Annotated in this window: 17 protein-coding genes; 9 read left to right on the forward strand and 8 right to left on the reverse strand. The window is 60.5% G+C overall.

The features are described from left to right. Positions 1-7: 7 nt before the first annotated feature. The 5 genes from B5E56_RS11565 to pyrE all read right to left on the reverse strand — a co-directional run bounded on the left by B5E56_RS11565 (position 8) and on the right by pyrE (position 5,234). A complete protein-coding gene (locus tag B5E56_RS11565; RefSeq protein ID WP_087390248.1) occupies positions 8-1,021 on the reverse strand; it encodes an aldo/keto reductase in 1,014 nt (337 codons plus the stop codon). A gap of 29 nt (positions 1,022-1,050) precedes the next feature. After that, the gene (locus B5E56_RS11570; protein WP_087390252.1) at positions 1,051-1,806 is read right to left on the reverse strand and encodes a hypothetical protein; all 756 of its coding nucleotides are present in this window, start codon (positions 1,804-1,806) and stop codon (positions 1,051-1,053) included. Positions 1,807-1,830: 24 nt separating this feature from the next. Then, positions 1,831-3,792: an excinuclease ABC subunit UvrB gene (gene uvrB / locus B5E56_RS11575; RefSeq protein WP_087390255.1), complete on the reverse strand. Its 1,962-nt coding sequence runs from the start codon at positions 3,790-3,792 to the stop codon at positions 1,831-1,833. 69 nt (positions 3,793-3,861) lie between these two features. Beyond that, positions 3,862-4,536, reverse strand: coding sequence for a JAB domain-containing protein (gene radC, locus B5E56_RS11580; RefSeq protein WP_087390258.1), 675 nt, complete (start codon positions 4,534-4,536; stop codon positions 3,862-3,864). Positions 4,537-4,559: 23 nt separating this feature from the next. Next, positions 4,560-5,234 (reverse strand): orotate phosphoribosyltransferase, encoded by a 675-nt coding sequence (gene pyrE, locus B5E56_RS11585; protein WP_087266487.1) that lies wholly within the window; start codon positions 5,232-5,234, stop codon positions 4,560-4,562. Between the two features lie 167 nt (positions 5,235-5,401). Here pyrE and B5E56_RS11590 point away from each other — a divergent pair, with 167 nt between their 5' ends. From B5E56_RS11590 to B5E56_RS11600, 3 genes are all read left to right on the forward strand, one after another. Beyond that, on the forward strand, positions 5,402-5,893 hold the full coding sequence (locus B5E56_RS11590; protein WP_343212801.1) for a COG2426 family protein: 492 nt from the start codon (positions 5,402-5,404) through the stop codon (positions 5,891-5,893). A gap of 46 nt (positions 5,894-5,939) precedes the next feature. Next, positions 5,940-6,275, forward strand: a complete 336-nt coding sequence (locus B5E56_RS11595) for a hypothetical protein (RefSeq protein ID WP_087188025.1) — start codon at positions 5,940-5,942, stop codon at positions 6,273-6,275. A gap of 62 nt (positions 6,276-6,337) precedes the next feature. Next, positions 6,338-8,545, forward strand: a complete 2,208-nt coding sequence (locus B5E56_RS11600; RefSeq protein WP_087390261.1) for an SF1B family DNA helicase RecD2 — start codon at positions 6,338-6,340, stop codon at positions 8,543-8,545. Positions 8,546-8,595: 50 nt separating this feature from the next. Here B5E56_RS11600 and upp read toward each other — a convergent pair whose 3' ends face one another. The 3 genes from upp to tsaE are packed head-to-tail and all read right to left on the reverse strand — an operon-like array spanning position 8,596 to position 10,371. After that, positions 8,596-9,225, reverse strand: coding sequence for a uracil phosphoribosyltransferase (gene upp / locus B5E56_RS11605; RefSeq protein WP_087188067.1), 630 nt, complete (start codon positions 9,223-9,225; stop codon positions 8,596-8,598). Positions 9,226-9,235: 10 nt separating this feature from the next. Further along, the gene (gene tsaB / locus B5E56_RS11610) at positions 9,236-9,946 is read right to left on the reverse strand and encodes a tRNA (adenosine(37)-N6)-threonylcarbamoyltransferase complex dimerization subunit type 1 TsaB (protein WP_087390264.1); all 711 of its coding nucleotides are present in this window, start codon (positions 9,944-9,946) and stop codon (positions 9,236-9,238) included. Next, positions 9,943-10,371 carry a tRNA (adenosine(37)-N6)-threonylcarbamoyltransferase complex ATPase subunit type 1 TsaE gene (gene tsaE / locus B5E56_RS11615; protein WP_087266478.1) on the reverse strand — a complete coding sequence of 143 codons (429 nt, stop codon included), beginning with the start codon at positions 10,369-10,371 and terminating at the stop codon, positions 9,943-9,945. Before tsaE ends, tsaB begins: the two co-directional genes overlap by 4 nt. Before the next feature lie 130 nt (positions 10,372-10,501). Between tsaE and B5E56_RS11620 the strand changes: the two genes are divergently transcribed. The 6 genes from B5E56_RS11620 to B5E56_RS11645 all read left to right on the forward strand — a co-directional run. Continuing rightward, on the forward strand, positions 10,502-11,692 hold the full coding sequence (locus B5E56_RS11620) for an FtsW/RodA/SpoVE family cell cycle protein (protein WP_087390266.1): 1,191 nt from the start codon (positions 10,502-10,504) through the stop codon (positions 11,690-11,692). 64 nt (positions 11,693-11,756) lie between these two features. Beyond that, the gene (locus B5E56_RS11625) at positions 11,757-13,028 is read left to right on the forward strand and encodes an EF-P 5-aminopentanol modification-associated protein YfmF (protein ID WP_087390269.1); all 1,272 of its coding nucleotides are present in this window, start codon (positions 11,757-11,759) and stop codon (positions 13,026-13,028) included. A 4-nt stretch (positions 13,029-13,032) separates the two neighbouring features. Continuing rightward, positions 13,033-14,313, forward strand: a complete 1,281-nt coding sequence (locus tag B5E56_RS11630; RefSeq protein ID WP_087390272.1) for an EF-P 5-aminopentanol modification-associated protein YfmH — start codon at positions 13,033-13,035, stop codon at positions 14,311-14,313. After that, positions 14,313-15,380: a prolipoprotein diacylglyceryl transferase gene (lgt, locus tag B5E56_RS11635; RefSeq protein ID WP_087390275.1), complete on the forward strand. Its 1,068-nt coding sequence runs from the start codon at positions 14,313-14,315 to the stop codon at positions 15,378-15,380. Before B5E56_RS11630 ends, lgt begins: the two co-directional genes overlap by 1 nt. A 227-nt stretch (positions 15,381-15,607) precedes the next feature. Next, complete coding sequence (locus tag B5E56_RS11640; RefSeq protein ID WP_087390277.1) at positions 15,608-16,555, forward strand: DUF6017 domain-containing protein; 948 nt, start codon at positions 15,608-15,610, stop codon at positions 16,553-16,555. 113 nt (positions 16,556-16,668) lie between these two features. Then, positions 16,669-17,658: ParB N-terminal domain-containing protein (locus tag B5E56_RS11645; protein ID WP_158098715.1), on the forward strand; the 990-nt coding region annotated here is incomplete at its 3' end.

Here is a 17,658-nt window from a genome sequence, read left to right on the forward strand (position 1 = left end):
GAAAAGATCAATAGCCGAACAGATCAGCCACCTTACCCAGCATATCACGGATGGGCAGGTTGTAGGGGCAGCGCTTCTCGCAGGCGCCGCACTGGACGCAGGAGCCGGCGTGGTACTGCATGGCGTCGTACCGGGCCTTGGCCCAGTCGGCCAGGCCGTACTTGCGGGCATAGTTGGCCATCAGGAAGCAGTTGGGGATGCTGATGCCGTTGGGGCAGGGGGCGCAGTAGTTGCAGCGGCGGCAGAACTCGTTGCCCAGTTCCTTGCGGATGCGGTCGCACTCGGCCAGTTCCTCCTGGGTGAGAGGGGAGAAGTGCTCAGCGGCCTCGGCGTTGCGGTCGGCCTCCTCAGGGGAACCCATGCCGGGAATGGCGATATCAATGACACCGGAAGCGGCGATGAACCGCAGGGCCAGGTTCCAGTCGTCCAGGTTGCCGCCGGCCATGGGCTTCATGGCAATGGTGCCGATGCCCATCTCGCGGGCCTTCTTCAGAACTTCGTGGCCATGAGTCTCCACGATATTATAGGGGAACATGATGGTTTCAATCTTGTCGCCGTGGAGCTCGATCATCTTCTTCAACGCATCCACGTTGTGGGCGGTGACGCCAAGATGGCCGATCTTACCGGCGGCCTTGGCCTCCTCCAGTGCCTCCCAGGCGCCGCCTTCGCCGAACACCTTGCCGATCTCATTTTCCGGCAGGTTGTGGATCTGATAGATGTCGATGTAGTCAGTGCGCAGGTTTTTCAGGCTGATGTCGATATCCTTGGCCATAGACGCCTTGTCCCGGGCCATGGACTTGGTAGCCAGAATAAACTTGTCCCGGCGGCCCTCCAGGGCGGCGCCCAGATACTCCTCGGACACGGTGTAGCCGCGGGCGGTATCGATATAGTTCATGCCGTACTGCTCCAGCTTGTCCACCACCGCCTTGGTATTGGCGGCGTCGGCACGCTGGATGGGGATGCCGCCGAAGGAAACCTGGGCAGCTTTAAGACCAGTTTTACCAAGTGTGACGTAATTCATGACAAAAACCTCACTTTTATGATGTTTGGTCAGCTAATGATAACGAGTCCCGCGATGAATAGGCCGAGGGAGAGAAGTGTAAATGCGATCCAGCTAAAGATACGGGAAAAGATCTCCCAGTCAGAGGGCTCGGCGTCCTCCGGATACTTGACCCGGAAGGACAGGTGAAGGCGGAACAGGGTGTCGTCGAATTTAATGAGCAGGGCGGCAATCCCGGCAAGGAAGAGACCCAGAAACCACATCAGGGAATTACCCCGGTGGGCATCCGCTTGGGGCAGCTGGGAGAATCGGATGAGGGTGGACAGGCTGGGCCGGTGTGGGTCCACCACATTGCCGTCTGCGTCGTGTTCGACACCGTTCACCGAGTAGGTGACATGAAAGAGGTCGGAATCAGGCTCGCCGTCCTCCCGTATAAACAGGAACAGATCTTCGGTGTATCCGCCCCGAAAAAGAATGCTGTCCTCCTCCCGGATCTCTACACCGATCAGGTCCAGGGACTCCCACTCTCCGCCTGGGGCGGCAGTGGGGTCTTCACGGACGGTATAGGGGCCGTAGACCGTGTCCCCCCAGTGGTAAGTGACGGTGTTTCCTTCTACCGTGAAGGAGGCACTCTGACCGTCCACCTTGGCGGAGTACACTGTGGTATCGCCCTCCGTGGCAGGGAAGTAGAGGGCGTCCTGGTACTCCACGCCGTACTGGCGGCCAATGAAGAAGTAGAGGACCGAAAAGACAGCGACAATGACGATCAAAACAATGGGCAGGATCTTTTTCAGCCGGTCGTACATGATAACAGCCCTCCTTGTAAGAGGTCACCCCTGGCCCCGCAGCTCAATGATGCGGTCCCGGAGGACGGCGGCGTACTCGAATTCCAACCGTTTCGATGCCTCCCGCATCTCCTTCTCCAGCTTAGCGATGGCGGCCTCCTTCTCCTTCTTGGACAGAGCCTTCTTGGAGTGGGGCAGCTCGCCTTTGTCCTCGGACAGGTCGATGACGTCCCGCACCGACTTGATGACAGTCTTGGGCACGATGCCGTGGGCCTGGTTGAAGGCGTCCTGCTTGGCCCGGCGGCGCTCGGTCTCGTCAATGGCCCGGCGCATGGAGGGGGTGATGGAGTCGGCGTACATGACCACCAGACCCTGGGCGTTTCGGGCGGCACGGCCGATGGTCTGAATGAGGGAGGTCTCGGAGCGGAGGAAGCCCTCCTTGTCGGCGTCCAGAATGGCCACCAGAGAGACCTCCGGCAGGTCCAGACCTTCGCGCAGCAGGTTGATGCCCACCAGCACGTCGAAGGTGCCCAGCCGCAGGTCCCGGATGATCTCCATCCGCTCGATGGTGTCGATATCGTGGTGCATATACCGCACCTTGATGCCGGCATTGGTGAGATAGGCGGTGAGATCCTCCGCCATCTTCTTGGTGAGGGTGGTGACCAGCACCCGTTCCTTGCGGGCGGTGCGGTCGTTGATCTCCCCAATGAGGTCGTCGATCTGGCCCTCCACCGGGCGCACCTCGATCTTGGGGTCCAGCAGGCCGGTGGGGCGGATGACCTGCTCCACGATCTGGCCTGACCGCTCCCGCTCGTATTCGCCGGGGGTGGCGGACACATAGACCACCTGATTGAGGCGTTTCTGGAACTCCTCAAACTTCAGGGGCCGGTTGTCAAAGGCGCAGGGGAGACGGAAGCCGTAGTCCACCAGGGAGGTCTTTCGGGCACGGTCACCGTTGTACATGGCCCGCACCTGGGGGAGGGTCACGTGGCTCTCGTCGATGAAGAGGACAAAATCCTTGGGGAAGTAGTCCAGCAGGGTGTGGGGGGGCGACCCGGCGGGGCGGCCCTCAATGACCCGGCTGTAGTTCTCAATACCGGTGCAGTAGCCCAGTTCCTGCATCATTTCCACATCGTACATGGTGCGCTGCTTGATGCGCTGGGCCTCGATAAGCTTGCCCTCCTGCTCGAAGAAGGACACCCGCTCCTCCAGTTCCTTATAAATTTCCTGGACGGCGGCGTCCATCTTCTCCTTGGGGGTGACATAGTGGGTGGCGGGCCATACGGGAATGGTGTTGAGCCGCCGGATGGGGGCGCCGGTGACCACGTTGATCTCGCTGATGCGGTCGATCTCGTCACCGAAAAACTCCACCCGGATAGCCGAGTCCTTCCAGTAGGCAGGGAAGATCTCCACCGTGTCTCCCCGGACCCGGAACATATTGCGCTCAAAGGCGATATCATTGCGCTCGTAGCGGATGGCCACCAGCTTTTTCAGCAGCTCGTCCCGCTCCATCTGAGCGCCTACCCGGAGGGACACCATCATTTTGGCAAAGTCCTCTGGCTCGCCCAGGCCATAGATACAGGACACCGAGGACACCACGATCACGTCCCGCCGCTCCATCAGGGAGGCGGTGGCCGCCAGCCGCAGCCGGTCAATTTCCTCGTTCACCGCCGAGTCCTTTTCAATAAAGGTGTCGGTGTGGGGGATATAGGCCTCGGGCTGGTAGTAGTCGTAGTAGGACACGAAGTACTCCACCGCGTTGTTGGGGAAGAATTCCTTGAACTCGGCACACAGCTGGGCCGCCAGGGTCTTGTTGTGGGCCAGCACCAGGGTGGGGCGCTGGACCGCCTCGATGACCTTGGCCATGGTGAAGGTTTTGCCCGAACCGGTGACGCCCAGCAGGGTCTGTTCGTCCAGCCCGTTTTCAATGCCCGCCGCCAGGGCGGCAATGGCCTCGGGCTGATCGCCTGCTGGCTGATATTCGCTGACAACTTCAAATTTGGGCATACCATCACCTCGTGGTTCCATTGTATCAGAACATCAGTTCCATTGCAACGGGGAATCGAATAAATGTTCCTATGGCTTGTAGAAGCCGCTGTCCCGGAGGGACACCATATCGTCGTCCACAAAAATCACGTGGTCCACCAATTCCACACCCAGCTTGGCCAGGATGGGGGCCAGGCTGTTGGTGGTGGCGATGTCGTCCCCGGAGGGGAAGGCAATGCCGGAAACGTGGTTGTGTGCCAGCACCACCGCCGCGGCGTTGAGGGAGAGGGCGGCCTCGGCGATGAGCCGGGTGGTAATGTTGACGGCGTTTACATTGCCCTCGCCCAGTTTACGGATACCCAGCACCTTGCCCTTACCGTCCATGCACAGCAGGCAGAGCTGTTCGTTGCGGGCGCCGAAGAAGTAGGGCTGGAGCAGGGCAAAATAGTCTCTGGTGTTCCGGGCAATGTCGTCCATCTGGGTGCGGGCGGTGAGATAGCGGCCGGACAATTCCTTGGTGGCTTTGAACAGAACGGCGGCGTGTTCGCCCACGCCCTTGACCTTTTGCAGCTCCTCCGGTGTTGCGTCCAGTACCCCAGCCAGAGAGCCGAAATGATTCAGAAGCTCATGGGCCAGGGGATTGGTATCGCTGCGGGGATTGGCGTAGAACAGGAGCAATTCCAGCAGCTTGTGGTCGGGAAAGGAGTCCGGCCGGGCCAGAAATTCAGTTTTTAACCGCTGACGGTGGCCGTCGTGGGTGCCCATGACCGGACTCCTCCTTTATATGTTTAGGCCTTGGCGCCGTACTGAGCCAGATAGGCTTCCATTTTGCTCTTCATCTCGTCGTCAATGTAGACCTTGCCGTCGATCTCCTTATTGTGGAGGAAGGAAATGATCTCCTTGACGGTGACGATGGGGTAGACGGCGATGCCGTAGTCTTCCCGCAGCTCGTCCAGGGTAGAGCAGTCCTTGGTGCCCCGCTCCATGCGGTCCACGGACACGATGAGGGCCTTCATGTTCACGTTGGCCACGTGCTTGAAGAGCTCAATGGTCTCCCGGACGGCGGTACCGGCGGTAACCACGTCCTCCACGATGACCACGTCGTCCCCGTCCTGAGGCTTGTAGCCCACCATGGAGCCGCCCTCGCCGTGGTCCTTGGCTTCCTTCCGGTTAAAGCAGTAGGGCAGGTTCCGGTCATAGTTGCGGTACAGGGAGGCGGCGGCGGTGACAGCCAGAGGGATGCCCTTGTAGGCGGGGCCAAACAGGCAGGTCACGCCCTCGGGCAGGTTCTCCTGGATGCAGGCGGCGTAGTAGTCGCCCAGCTTGGCAGCCTGAGCGCCGGTCTTGTAGTTGCCGGTGTTGATGAAATAGGGGGTCTTGCGGCCGGACTTGGTGGTGAAGTCGCCGAAGGTGAGCACGCCGGAGCGCACCATGAAGGTGATGAATTCTTCTTTGTAGGTCATGTGAAAAACCTCTCTTCTCAAAATAGTCAAAATATTATACCACTGATGAAGGAACTGGACAAGGGCTTGCGCCGTCCAAAGAAAAGATGGTTTTAGGAAATTTTAATTGTTCTTTTTCCCGCCAATATGATACAATACAGAAACTGACGCAAGCGAGGTGTTCTCTTTTGGAATTGCTGCAATGGCTGACGTCCACCAATCTGGGCGAAATGTTTTTTACCATGCTGGTGTCCATGGTGCCTATCATTGAGCTGCGGGGCGGCGTGCCCTTCGGTACCGCTCTGGGCCTGCCTCCGGGACAGGCGCTGGTGGCCTCGATTATTGGCAATATGATCCCCATCCCCTTTATTATCGTTTATATCCGGCGGATTTTTCTATGGATGCGCCGGAAATCCCCCAAGCTCAATTCCCTGGTGGACAAGCTGGAAAAAAAGGCCCACCTGAAGGGGCAGAAGGTGACCAAATATAAATATATCGGTCTGTGGATATTTGTGGCTATCCCCCTGCCGGGCACCGGCGCCTGGACCGGCGCCCTGGCGGCCGCCTTCCTGGATATGCCTTTGCGGAAAGCGCTGCCCTCCATTTTCCTGGGTGTGGTCACCGCCGGGCTGATCATGACCTTTGCCACCGGCATTGTGGTCTCCACCGTAGGGAGCTGAGTCCCTTCTTCCGCCCCGTGCATAGGATGGGGCGGAGGTGAAGGGTTTGGACGGAATCTTACAGGCCGTATTGGCCCTGCTGGCGGCCATCGGCCTTCTGGCCCTGGGCTGGGTGCTGTTTGGATGGCTGCTTGCTCCGGCGGAAGGGGCCGGCCCGGTCTATGCCGTGGTCCCGGCGGCAGGGGAGGGCGCCCATCTGGAGCAGGATGTAAAGCGGCTGCTGTGGCTGCGGGGGCGGCAGAAAAAGGGGTTTACCATCGTGATCGCCGACGGCGGACTGGACCCGGCGGGAAAAGCGGTGGCTGCCGCCCTGCTCACCGGCGCCACTGGCGTGGTGGTCTGTCCTGCCGGGCGGCTGAGCGAGTACATCACAGAGAAATAGCATTCGACAAATCCGCCTGCGGATGGTATCATATTCTCCAAGCGACACAAGGAGGGGCAGCCATGCAGGAGGAGTCACAGGATTATATGCAGGGCACCGTGTCGGCCGTGATCTACCAGAACGAGGAGAACGGCTACACGGTGCTTCGTCTTGACGTTGGGGACGGGGCTCTGGTCACGGTGGTGGGCTGTATGCCGGGGGTGGCCCCCGGAGAGAGTATCTCGGTCCAGGGCAGTTGGACCCGCCACGCCTCCTACGGCGAGCAGTTCAAGGCTGAGACCGTGGAGCGGCGTCTGCCCGCCGGGGCCAAGGCCATCTTCGACTACCTGTCCTCGGGGGCGGTGCGGGGCATCGGCGCCGCTACCGCCCGGCGGATGATCGAGGAGTTTGGGGAGGACGCCCTCACCGTGCTGGAGGAACATCCGGAGCAGCTTACCCGCATCAAGGGTATCACCCGCAAGAAGGCTCTGACCATCGGGGAACATTTCCGGCTCCAGATGGGGATGCGGCGGCTGCTGGCCTTTCTGGGGGAGCATGAGGTGCCCCTCCAGCTGGCCATGCCTCTGTACCGCCGGTACGGGGACCGGGCCCTGGAGGTCATCCGGGGCAATCCCTATCTGATGGTGGACGAGGAGCTGGGCGTGGACTTCTCCACCGCCGACGCCCTGGCCCTGTCCATGGGCATGGAGGGGGACGACCCCCAGCGCATCGAGGCGGCTCTCCTGTTTGAACTGACCTACAATCTGGACAACGGCCACGCCTTCCTGCCCCGGCGGAAGCTGCTGATGGCCACCGGCCAGCTCATCGGCGTGGAGGGGGAGAGCCTGGAGGACGCCCTGGAGACCCTGCTGGAGCGGGGTGAGGTGATCCAGGAGCCGGTGGCAGGGGAGGAGGCTGTCTACCTCCAGGCCCTGTGCGAGGCCGAGCAGTATGTGGCCTGGCGGCTCACCGAGATGTCCCGGGGTGAGCTCACCGCCCCCCACGGCCTGGATGAACTCATCGACCGTATCCAGGACGGCCAGGGCATCGTGTACGCACCCCAGCAGCGGGAGGCGGTAGCCCTGGCGGCTACAAGCCAGGTGATGCTCCTCACCGGCGGTCCCGGTACCGGTAAGACCACCTCTCTGCGGGGGGTCCTGGCCCTCTTTGACCAGCTGGGGCTGGAGACTGCCCTGGCTGCCCCCACCGGCCGGGCCGCCAAGCGGCTGGGAGAGCTGTGCGGGGCGGAGGGATATACCATCCACCGGCTGCTGGAGACCCAGTACGACCCCCGCTCCGGCAAGCTGATCTTCGCCCACGACGAGAGCGATCCCCTGAAGGCGGACGCCGTCATCGTGGACGAGACCTCCATGGTGGACATCGTGCTGATGCAGGGGCTGCTGGCCGCCCTGCGGGACGACTGCCGCCTGATCCTGGTGGGGGACCCGGACCAGCTGCCCAGCGTGGGCCCCGGCAACCTGTTTTCCGATCTCATCCGCAGCGGAGCCATCCCTATGGTGCGGCTCACCGAGATTTTCCGGCAGGCCGCCGAGAGCGCCATCGTCCGCAACGCCCACGGGGTCAACCGGGGCCAGCTGCCCGACCTGAAGGACCGGGAGCACGACTTTTTCTTCCTGCGCCGGAAGGACCCGGCCCGGGCGGCTGAGACCATTGTGGAGCTGATCCAGACCCGGCTGCCCAACAATATGGGCATTCCCGCCGACCAGATCCAGGTGCTGTCACCCACCCGCAAGCGGGTGACCGGCACTGCCTCTCTCAATAGGGCCATTCAGGAGGCGGTCAATCCCGCTGATCCCGACAAGCCGGAGAAGCGGTTTGGCGAGTATGTGTTCCGACAGGGTGACCGGGTCATGCAGGTACGCAACAACTACGATGTGATCTGGCATGACGGTTCCGACAGCGGCATGGGCATTTTTAATGGAGATATCGGCACCATTACCCGGGTGGACAACCGGGAGGGCACCCTTACCGTGGACTTTGAGGGCAGGGTGGTGGAGTACACCCAGGATATGCTGGTGGAGCTGGAGCCCGCCTACGCCATCACCGTCCACAAGGCCCAGGGCAGCGAGTACCGGGCGGTGATCCTGGCGGTGAGTGAGGGGGCCCCCATGCTGCTCACCCGGGGGGTGCTGTACACTGCCATCACCCGTGCCCGGGAACTGCTCATCCTGGTGGGGGATGAGGAAGTGGTGGCCACCATGACCGCCAACGACCGCCAGCAGAGGCGGTATTCCGGCCTGCGGTGGCGGCTGGTGCAGATGAAAGAATAATAAAAAAGGTCCTCTTCCCAGTGGGGAAGAGGACCTTTTTGCAATATAATTTACTTGGTGCCAAAGATGCGGTCGCCGGCATCGCCCAGACCGGGAACGATGTAGCCGTGCTCGTTCAGCTTCTCATCCAGAGCGGCGCAGTAGATGTCCACATCGGGATGATCGTGATGGACCCGCTCGATGCCCTCGGGGGCGGCGATGATGTTCATCAGCTTGATATGCTTGACCTCATAGTTCTTGATGAACTGGATAGCAGCGGAGGCGGAGCCGCCGGTGGCCAGCATGGGATCCAGAATGATAACCTCGCGCTCGGCAATGTCGTTGGGCATCTTGCAGTAATACTCCACAGGCTCCAGAGTATCAGGGTCACGGTACAGACCGATGTGGCCCACCTTGGCGGAGGGGATCAGGGTCAGGATGCCGTCCACCATACCCAGGCCGGCCCGCAGAACAGGAACGATGGCCAGCTTCTTGCCGGCGATGGTCTTGAACTTGCCGGTGGTGATGGGGGTCTTGATCTCTACCTCCTCCATAGGCAGGTCGCGGGTGGCCTCATAGCACATGAGGGTGGCGATCTCAGAGACGACCTGACGGAAGTCCCTGACGCCGGTGGTCTCATCCCGGAGGATAGACAGCTTGTGCTGCAGGAGAGGGTGATCGAGAATGTGTACTTTTTCCATATCCATGGCGCTATTCCCCTTTGTTTTGTTCTTTTGCCAGCCGCTCCCGTTCAGCCTGGGAGAGCCGGTGATAGTCGGGCGCCAGACCCGCCGCGTCGGTGAGCAGGCCCTGCCGGGCAAGCTCCAGACCGCACCGGGCCACGCCCCACGCGTTCTGGAATTGCAGATGGGGGGGCGCCAGGCGGACGTCCAGCCCCAGCCCTTTGAGGGTAGTATAGCATAAAACCGCGCCGTCTCCAACCAGTAATTGCGTTTTTCCGCTGTTTTTTAATTCCGCCCCCAGCTCCTCCAGGGAAATGGCCCGGTCGGGAGTCAGGCGCTCCAGCGTTTCGCCGTTACTGGCAAAGCGGGTGTTGTACACCTGATGCCGCCGGGCGTCCATGACGGCGCAGATCTCCAGCCCGGTGTGGGCCAGGTTCCAGGCCATGGATTCCAGGGTGGAGCAGGCGGCGCAGGGCTTGCTGCCTGGCCAGGCCAGGCCCTTGGCGGCGGCCACGCCGATCCGCAGACCGGTAAAGGAGCCGGGGCCCGCCGCCACGGCGATGACGTCTACATCCTCCAGAGTAAGGCCGCACCCGGAGAGCAGGGAAGTGGTCATGGGCATCAGGGTGACCGAGTGGGTCAGGCCGTTGTTCTGATAGGATTGGGCAATGAGCTTTTCATCCTCACACAGAGCCACCGAGCAGGCGGTGGCGGAGGATTCCAGAGCTAATATCTTCATGGTTGGGGACCTCCCGTAATGGTGATGATGCGTTGGTCGTCGTGCTCGCCCCGGCGGATGTCCACCCGGATGGTATCCTCCTCCAGCGCGTCGGCGATGTTTTCGCTCCACTCCACAGCGCACACGCCGCCCCGGGCCAGGTAGTCCTCCCAGCCAATGTCGAAGAGCTCGTCTGAAGAGCCCAGCCGGTACATATCAAAGTGGAACAGGGGCAGACGCCCGCCCTCGTACTCATTGACAATGGTAAAGGTGGGGCTGGTCACCCGCTCCTCCACCCCAAGGCCGCGGGCAAGACCTCGGGTAAAGGCGGTCTTGCCCGCCCCCAGATCGCCGGTAAAGGCGATGACGCTCCCCGGATTCAGCCGGGCGGCCAGAGCAGCGCCTGCGGCCTCAGTCTCAGCAGGGGAGTTGGTTATAATTTCCATATAGCACCTCTTCAAAATGTGAAGATTCTGACAAGATTATAACACACCTGTTTACCAAACGCAAAAAAGATGGTAAACTAATTTGACGTACGTCCGAACCCGCGGACGAAATAGGTAAGGAGGCGAGTCGGTGTCCTGGCTGAGAGATTCCTTTCGTTCCTTCTGGCAGCAGGGCGACCGGCTGCTGCTGACCCTGTGCCTGCTGGCCAGTGGGTATGGTCTGGTGCTCATCTTCAGCGCCACCCGCTACCTGGGCGAGGCGGACGCCATGCGCTGCATGATCGTGCAGGCCGTGGCGATTGTTATGGGTGTTGTGATCTATATGCTCATGTCCTCGGTGGACATCGAGCTGTTCGTGGATAAATCCTGGAAGTGGCTGCTGCTCTTTAACGTGGTCATCAACGCGCTGGTCCGTACCCCTCTGGGTGTGGAGGTCAACGGCAACCGCAGCTGGCTTCACATTCCTGGGTTTCCCGTCAACCTTCAGCCCGCCGAGCTGGCCAAGCTGACTTTTGTACTGCTGCTGGCCTGGCAGATGAGCCGGCTGCGGGACAAGGGCATCAGCAAGCCCTCCTCGGTGTTCCAGATCGCGGGGCACACCCTGTTCATGTTCGGTGTGGTGGCGGTGACCTCCGGCGACTTCGGCATGGGTCTGACTTATCTGATCATTTTTGTCATTATGGCCTGGTGCGCCGGGGTCAAAAAACGCTGGTTCCTGCTGGCGGCTGTAGTGTGTGTGGTTGGCGTGGTTTTGATCTGGCCTCATGTCAAGGATATGTATTACATGAAGCGGTTTACCGTGGTAATCGACCATATTCTGGGCAATCTCAACACCATTTGGGAACAGACCCAGGGCAAAGGCTGGCAGCAGAGCCGCAGTATCCTGGCCATCGGCAGCGGCGGCCTCACCGGCATGGGTTACCTCCAGGGTATCCAGACCCAGAGTCAGTACAAGCAGTCTCTGCCCGCCCGGGAGACCGACGAGATCTTTGCCGTCTGCGGCGAGGAGTTTGGCCTGATCGGCTGTCTGCTGCTGCTGGTTTTGCTGGCGGCCATCATCCTGCGGTGTGTGTGGGTGGCCCGCCGGGCCTGTTCCCCCCAGAGCGCCTTTATTGCCATGGGCTACGCCGGTATGCTGCTGGCTCAGGTGGGCGTCAATGTGGGGATGTGCCTCTATGTATTCCCGGTGGTAGGTCTCACTCTGCCCTTTATCAGCTATGGCGGCTCCTCCATCATCACCATGTATGCCGCCATGGGCGTGGTTTCCAGCATCAAAATGCGCTCTTTGCCCAGCTGGCTGCGGGACCGCAGCAGGCTGTAGATGGATAGAGCCTGTCCAATGGGGCAGGCTATGGAGGTAAACAAGAAAGGACGGTTCTTAGCACATGAAGGTCACAAGGATCGAATTGCAGCCCGGCGTCTGGCTGACGGCGGTACAGACTAAAAAATTCAAATCCAGCGTATTGGGGGCCCAGTTTCTCACCCCGCTGACGGCGGAAAAGGCCTCTCTCAATGCCCTGGCTCCCATGGTGCTCCGCCGGGGAACGGCGGCTCATCCTGATATGGAATCCCTGTCCGCTGCCCTGGACGAGCTGTACGGCGGTTCTCTGGAGCCCATGGTGCGGAAGAAGGGCGAGACCCAGTGCGTGGGCTTTGTGGGCAGCTTTCTGGATGACGTCTACACCCTGAACAAGGAGCAGGTGCTGGAGCCGGCCGCCGCCCTGCTGGCGGAGCTGATCGGCGCCCCCTATACTCAGGACGGGGCCTTCTGCCCCGACTATACCGGGCAGGAGAAGGCCAATCTGGCCGACCGCATCAAGGCCCAGGTCAATGATAAGCGGCAGTACGCCCAGATCCGGGTGGTGGCCGAGATGTGCGCCGGGGAGAGCTTCGGCGTGGATAAGCTGGGCAGCCTGGAGGCGGTGGAGGCCATCACTCCCCAGAGCCTGTGGGCAGGCTATCAGGCCCTGCTGAAGGAGGCCCGGGTGGAGCTCTACTACTGCGGCTCGGCGGACGCCCAGCGGGTACAGGCGGCCTTCGGGCCTCTGCTGGCGGTGCTGCCGGAGGGGGAGCGGGCCGGTTTGGTCCGCCCCGCCAAGGGAAAGGCGCCCAAGCAGGCCAAACGGGTAGAGGAGGCTCTGGATGTGACCCAAGGCAAGCTGGCTATGGGCTTCCGTACCAACTGCGACGCCTGGGATCAGAACTATCCGGCCCTCACCCTGGTCAACGCCATCTATGGCGGCACTACCACCTCCAAGCTGTTTATGAATGTCCGGGAGAAGCTGAGCCTGTGCTACTACGCCAGTTCCGGCCTGATGAAATACAAGGACGTGATGCTGGTCTCCTCCGGCGTGGAGTTTGACAAGGTGGGTCAGGCGGAGGCCGAGATCCTCTCCCAGCTCTACAAGTGCCAGACCGGGGACTTCTCCGACGATGAGCTGGAATGGGCCCGCCGGTCGGTGGTGAGCACCCTGCGCACCACCCTGGACACCCAGGCCCGGCTGGAGGACTACTGGCTGGGCCAGTCCGCCGCCGGTCTCACCGACGGCCCTGACGACATGGCTGCCCGGGTGGAGGCCGTTACACGGGCCCAGGTGGTGGAGGCTGCCCAGGATCTGACCCTGGACACCGTATATTTCCTGAAAGGCAGGGAGTGATTCTATGGTAAGCAAGCAGTACCCCAGTTTGGGGGAGACCGTATTTCATGAGATTCTGGAGAACGGGCTCCACATCTATGTGGACCGCCGCCGGGATTTCCAGAAGAGCTACGCCTTCTTTGCCACCAACTACGGCGGCATGGATATGCGCTTTTTCCAGGATGGCCGGTGGAAGGACACCCCGGCGGGGGTGGCCCACTTCCTGGAGCACAAGATGTTTGACACCGAGGACGGCAACGCCCTCCAGGATCTGGCGGCCAACGGAGCCTCTCCCAACGCCTTCACCAGCTCCGCCATCACCGGCTACTACTTTGAGAGCACCGAGAAGTTCTTCGACAACCTGAAGATCCTGCTCTCCTTTGTGTCCGTGCCTTACTTCACCCAGGAGAGCGTGGACAAGGAGCAGGGCATCATCGGTCAGGAGATCCGCATGGTGGAGGACGACCCGGAGAACCAGGTGTTCTACGCCCTGATGGAGTGCCTGTACGATCACCATCCCATCCGGGTGCCCATCGCCGGTACCCAGGAGTCCATCTCCCACATCACTGCCGGCACCCTCTATTCCTGCCACAAGGCCTTCTATAACCCGGCCAACATGGTGCTCACCGTGGCGGGCGACGTGGACCCGGAGCAGGTGTGCGCCATTGCCAAGGAGATCCTGCCCAAGGATTCTCTGGGCCAGATGGAACGGGACTACGGCGGGGAGGAGGACCCCCAGGCCGCCTGCTTCGAGAAGGAACTGACCATGGAGGTGTCCACCCCCATCTTCATGCTGGGTTTCAAGTGCGATCCCGCCCAGAAGGGCGAAGAGTGGATGCGTCGGGAGCTGGCAGGCGAGCTGGCCTGCGAAGCTCTGCTGGGCAACTCCACACCCCTGTACGCCAAGCTGTACAGCCAGGGGCTCATCAACAAGAATTTCAGCTACGGCTTTGAGCTCTATCCCGGCTGCGCCATGATGGTGGCCGGCGGCGAGAGCCGGGACCCCAAGAAGGTGCGGGACGCGGTGCTGGCCGAAGGGGAGCGTCTGGCCCGGGAGGGCATCGACCCCGGCCTGTTCCAGCGGCTGAAGAAGGGGGTCTACGGCGCCAAGGTCCGGGGCCTCAACTTCTTTGAGTTTACCTGCATCTCCATGGCCCAGTCCCACTTTACCGGGGTGGACTACTTCAAGTTCCCGGAGATTTTCGACTCCATCGACCAGGCCTGCGTGGAGGACTGCATCCGCAGCTGGGTGACCGCTGAGCGGTGCGGTCTGGCCGTGGTGCGCCCGGGGGAGGGTGAGGCGTAATGGGTACCGTATCCTTTCCCGGCCTGGGGCTGGAGCTGACCATGAACCCCATTGCCTTCCGGGTCTTTGGATGGCCTGTCCACTGGTACGGCATTATCATCGCCGCCGGCTTCTTGCTGGCGGTGGTGTATTGCTCCCGGAAGGCGTCCCAGTTCGGCATCCGTCAGGATGACATCATCGATATGCTCTTTTTTGCCGTGCCCCTGTCCATCATCGGGGCCCGGCTGTACTACATCATTTTCTACCTGGATCTGTACCGCAGACCGGACGGCTCCCTGGACTTCGGGGCCATGGTAAGCATCTGGGACGGCGGCCTGGCCATCTACGGCGGCGTCATTGCCGCGGTCATTACCTTGCTGGTGTTCTGCAAGGTGCGGAAGATCAAATTCCTGGCCTTTGCCGACCTGGGCGCCTACGGAATGCTCATCGGCCAGCTGGTAGGCCGGTGGGGCAACTTTGTCAACATCGAGGCCTACGGCGGTCCTACCGATCTGCCCTGGCGCATGGGTATCTACGAGTATGTAAACGGATCTCTGCAATATGTGGAGGTCCATCCCACCTTCCTGTATGAGTCCCTGTGGAACCTGGTGGGGCTGGTACTGCTCATCGTCATCGCCAAGAAGTGGCGGAAGTTTGACGGCCAGATCTTTTTGAGCTACTTTGCCTGGTACGGGGTGGGCCGGGGCTTCATCGAGGGCCTGCGGACCGACAGCCTGTACTTCTTCAACACCCCCATCCGGGTTTCCCAGGTGTTCGGCTTCGCCACTGCCGCCGTCGCCATCGTGGCGCTGGTCTACCTGTTGGGCTTCCGCAAGCACGACCCGGACAAGCTGTGGGTCAACCAGATGAAGGCCCATCCCAGGCTGGTGGCTCTGGTCTACCCTGAGGGACAGGGCGGAAAGTGGCTGGCCAGCCAGAAAAAGCGCCTGGAGCAGGATTTTGCCAAGGTGGAGGAATATGCCCTCCCCGCGGATGTGCCTGCCGAGGACAAGGCGGAGATGATTGCCGCCCTGAAGGAGCGTTCCGACCTGAAAGAGGTACTGGTCAAGGAAGAAAAGAAAAAATAAGTCCATTTTGCTTGAGGGTCTGTTGCAAAATGTGCAGCTCGTACAAAGACCCGTCATTCCGAGAAAAACGGCCGCCCACAGGTGACTACTGGTAAAGAACAAGACTAAAAGAAAGAAAAAACCAGGCAGTTACCGCAAAAGCCAACTCTTGTGACAAAATTGAACACCCCGAAAAAAGCACGATTTGACAATCGTGCTTTTTTCATGCCCGGAAGGAGGCACCGACCATGCCAGAGGCCGCAATATCGGAATATTTTTATGGCGACGAGGCGGAGCAATTTATCTATTTCCGCATCCCCCGCCAGCTTATCACAGACCCCCATTTCAAGCACCTGTCCACAGACGCCAAGCTGCTGTATGGGATGCTGTTAGACCGAATGAGCCTGTCCGTCAAAAACGGCTGGTATGACGAGGATGGGCGCGTGTATATCTACTACACCGTAGAGGAGATATGCGGAGACATGAACTGTGGTCGGGATAAGGCCATGAAAATGCTGGCCGACTTGGATACTCGGAAAGGTGTGGGCCTCATCAGCCGTATCAAGCAGGGGCAGGGCAAACCCACCAAGCTCTATGTAAAGCGATTTACCACCGGCTCCGTTCCCTCTCAGCCGCCCTCACCGGAGAAGCGTCCTTTTATGCCCTCTCCAGACGTCGATTTTTCCGGCGTGCAGAAGTCGGCTTTTCCGACCTCTGGAAGTCGAGATAGCCGACCTCCAGACGTCGAGAAAACCGACCCTAATTATACTAATCAGAATCAAACTGATTTTAGCTATCCTGATCCATCCATCTATCCCCCCAGCCCCCCAGAGGGGGGCGGATCGGAGATGGAGCGATACGAACAGCGAGAGCAAATCAAAGCCAATATTGACTATGACTATTTGAGGCGCCAGTGTTCATACGACGATGTGGAAAGCCTTTTGGAACTGATCGTGGATGTGGTGGGCAGTACCGCCTCCACCATCCGCATCGGCAAGGAGGTTTTGCCGGCGGAGACGGTGAAACGGCGTTTTTTGCAACTGGATAGCTCTCACATCGAGTATGTGATCGACTCCCTCAAGCAGACCACCACAAAAATCAATAATATCCGGGCCTATCTGCTCACGGCGCTCTACAACGCGCCGGTGACGATAGGCCCTTACTATTCCGCCGCTGTGCGGCATGACTTCGGCTGAAATTGAATCTCACCATGAAACGCAAATCCCTCAAAACAGCATTTCAGGGCCGGAAAATATTAAATCTCACGGTGAGACGCAATTTTAAGCAATATTTTGAAGGAGGAAACCCTATGGCAGATGAAACCAGCAAGACCCCCGAATCCCCTACGGAACGACCTTCCCCTCAGAATATCCCTTTGGCAAAAATCCATGACCTGCCCGGCGTGTTTATCCCCAAACAGCCAGACAAGAGTTACGGCGGCCTGGTGAGCAGCATCCAGGCCAGCGGCGTCAAGGAGCCGGTCATCCTCCGATTGCGGGAGGACGGCGAATACCAGCTTGTGACAGGCTATCGCCGCCGGCGTGGAAGTGAGCTTGCCAAGAAGCAGGACATTCTGGCGTTTGTCTACGAAATGACCTTGCAGGAGGCGGTGGATTACCACCGGCGGGTCCAGAACCAGCCTGCTTTACCGATCCCCGGCAAGCTGTTCAAACCCACCGCCAAGAAAAAAGCGGAACAACCTGTCCCAACTGCTGTGTCAATGTTCAAGGAACCCACCGAGGGCAAAGCAGAGAACAAGCCGGGCAACAAGACCACCGACACCTCCAAGGAGACAGCCACCGTCAAGGGCAGTCCCGCCCCCAAGGAGGGCAAGGGGGCGACAGCCACCCCCGCCGCTGATCCTCTCAAGCCCAGGGAGCAGCCCATCGAGGGCAAGTCAGAGGGGAAGCCAGACGCCAAAACCGCCGACACCCCCAAGGCGACAGCCCCCGCAAAGAGCGGCCCCGCTCCCAAGGAGGGCAAGGAAACGTCGGCTTCCCCCGCCGCTGGTGCTCCCAAGCCCAAGGAACCCACCGAGAGTAAGACGGAGGCCAAGCCGGACGGCAAGACCACCGACACTCCCAAGGAGACAGCTCCCGCCAAGAGCGGCCCCGTTCCCAAGGAGGGCAAGGAGGGGCCGGTCGCCTCCATTGCGGATACTCCCAAGGCCAAGGAGCAGCCCACCGAGGGCAAGACGGAGGCCAAGCCGGACGGCAAGGTCACCGACACTCCCAAGGGGATAGCCCCCGCCAAGGACGACTCCGCCCCCAAGGAGAGTAAGGAGGCGCCTACCGCCCCC

The sequence above is a fragment of the Flavonifractor sp. An112 genome (genome assembly GCF_002161085.1).
In the GTDB taxonomy this organism is placed as follows: domain Bacteria; phylum Bacillota; class Clostridia; order Oscillospirales; family Oscillospiraceae; genus Flavonifractor; species Flavonifractor avicola.

What these genes read in the sequence shown, in the direction of transcription:
- B5E56_RS11640 (WP_087390277.1), top strand. Translation starts at nt 15,608, where the DNA reads ATGCCAGAGGCCGCAATATCGGAATATTTTTATGGCGACGAGGCGGAG.
- tsaB (WP_087390264.1), bottom strand. Translation starts at nt 9,946, where the DNA reads ATGAAGATATTAGCTCTGGAATCCTCCGCCACCGCCTGCTCGGTGGCT.
- lgt (WP_087390275.1), top strand. Translation starts at nt 14,313, where the DNA reads ATGGGTACCGTATCCTTTCCCGGCCTGGGGCTGGAGCTGACCATGAAC.
- upp (WP_087188067.1), bottom strand. Translation starts at nt 9,225, where the DNA reads ATGGAAAAAGTACACATTCTCGATCACCCTCTCCTGCAGCACAAGCTG.
- radC (WP_087390258.1), bottom strand. Translation starts at nt 4,536, where the DNA reads ATGGGCACCCACGACGGCCACCGTCAGCGGTTAAAAACTGAATTTCTG.
- B5E56_RS11630 (WP_087390272.1), top strand. Translation starts at nt 13,033, where the DNA reads ATGGTAAGCAAGCAGTACCCCAGTTTGGGGGAGACCGTATTTCATGAG.
- B5E56_RS11565 (WP_087390248.1), bottom strand. Translation starts at nt 1,021, where the DNA reads ATGAATTACGTCACACTTGGTAAAACTGGTCTTAAAGCTGCCCAGGTT.
- pyrE (WP_087266487.1), bottom strand. Translation starts at nt 5,234, where the DNA reads ATGACCTACAAAGAAGAATTCATCACCTTCATGGTGCGCTCCGGCGTG.
- tsaE (WP_087266478.1), bottom strand. Translation starts at nt 10,371, where the DNA reads ATGGAAATTATAACCAACTCCCCTGCTGAGACTGAGGCCGCAGGCGCT.
- B5E56_RS11625 (WP_087390269.1), top strand. Translation starts at nt 11,757, where the DNA reads ATGAAGGTCACAAGGATCGAATTGCAGCCCGGCGTCTGGCTGACGGCG.
- uvrB (WP_087390255.1), bottom strand. Translation starts at nt 3,792, where the DNA reads ATGCCCAAATTTGAAGTTGTCAGCGAATATCAGCCAGCAGGCGATCAG.
- B5E56_RS11600 (WP_087390261.1), top strand. Translation starts at nt 6,338, where the DNA reads ATGCAGGAGGAGTCACAGGATTATATGCAGGGCACCGTGTCGGCCGTG.
- B5E56_RS11570 (WP_087390252.1), bottom strand. Translation starts at nt 1,806, where the DNA reads ATGTACGACCGGCTGAAAAAGATCCTGCCCATTGTTTTGATCGTCATT.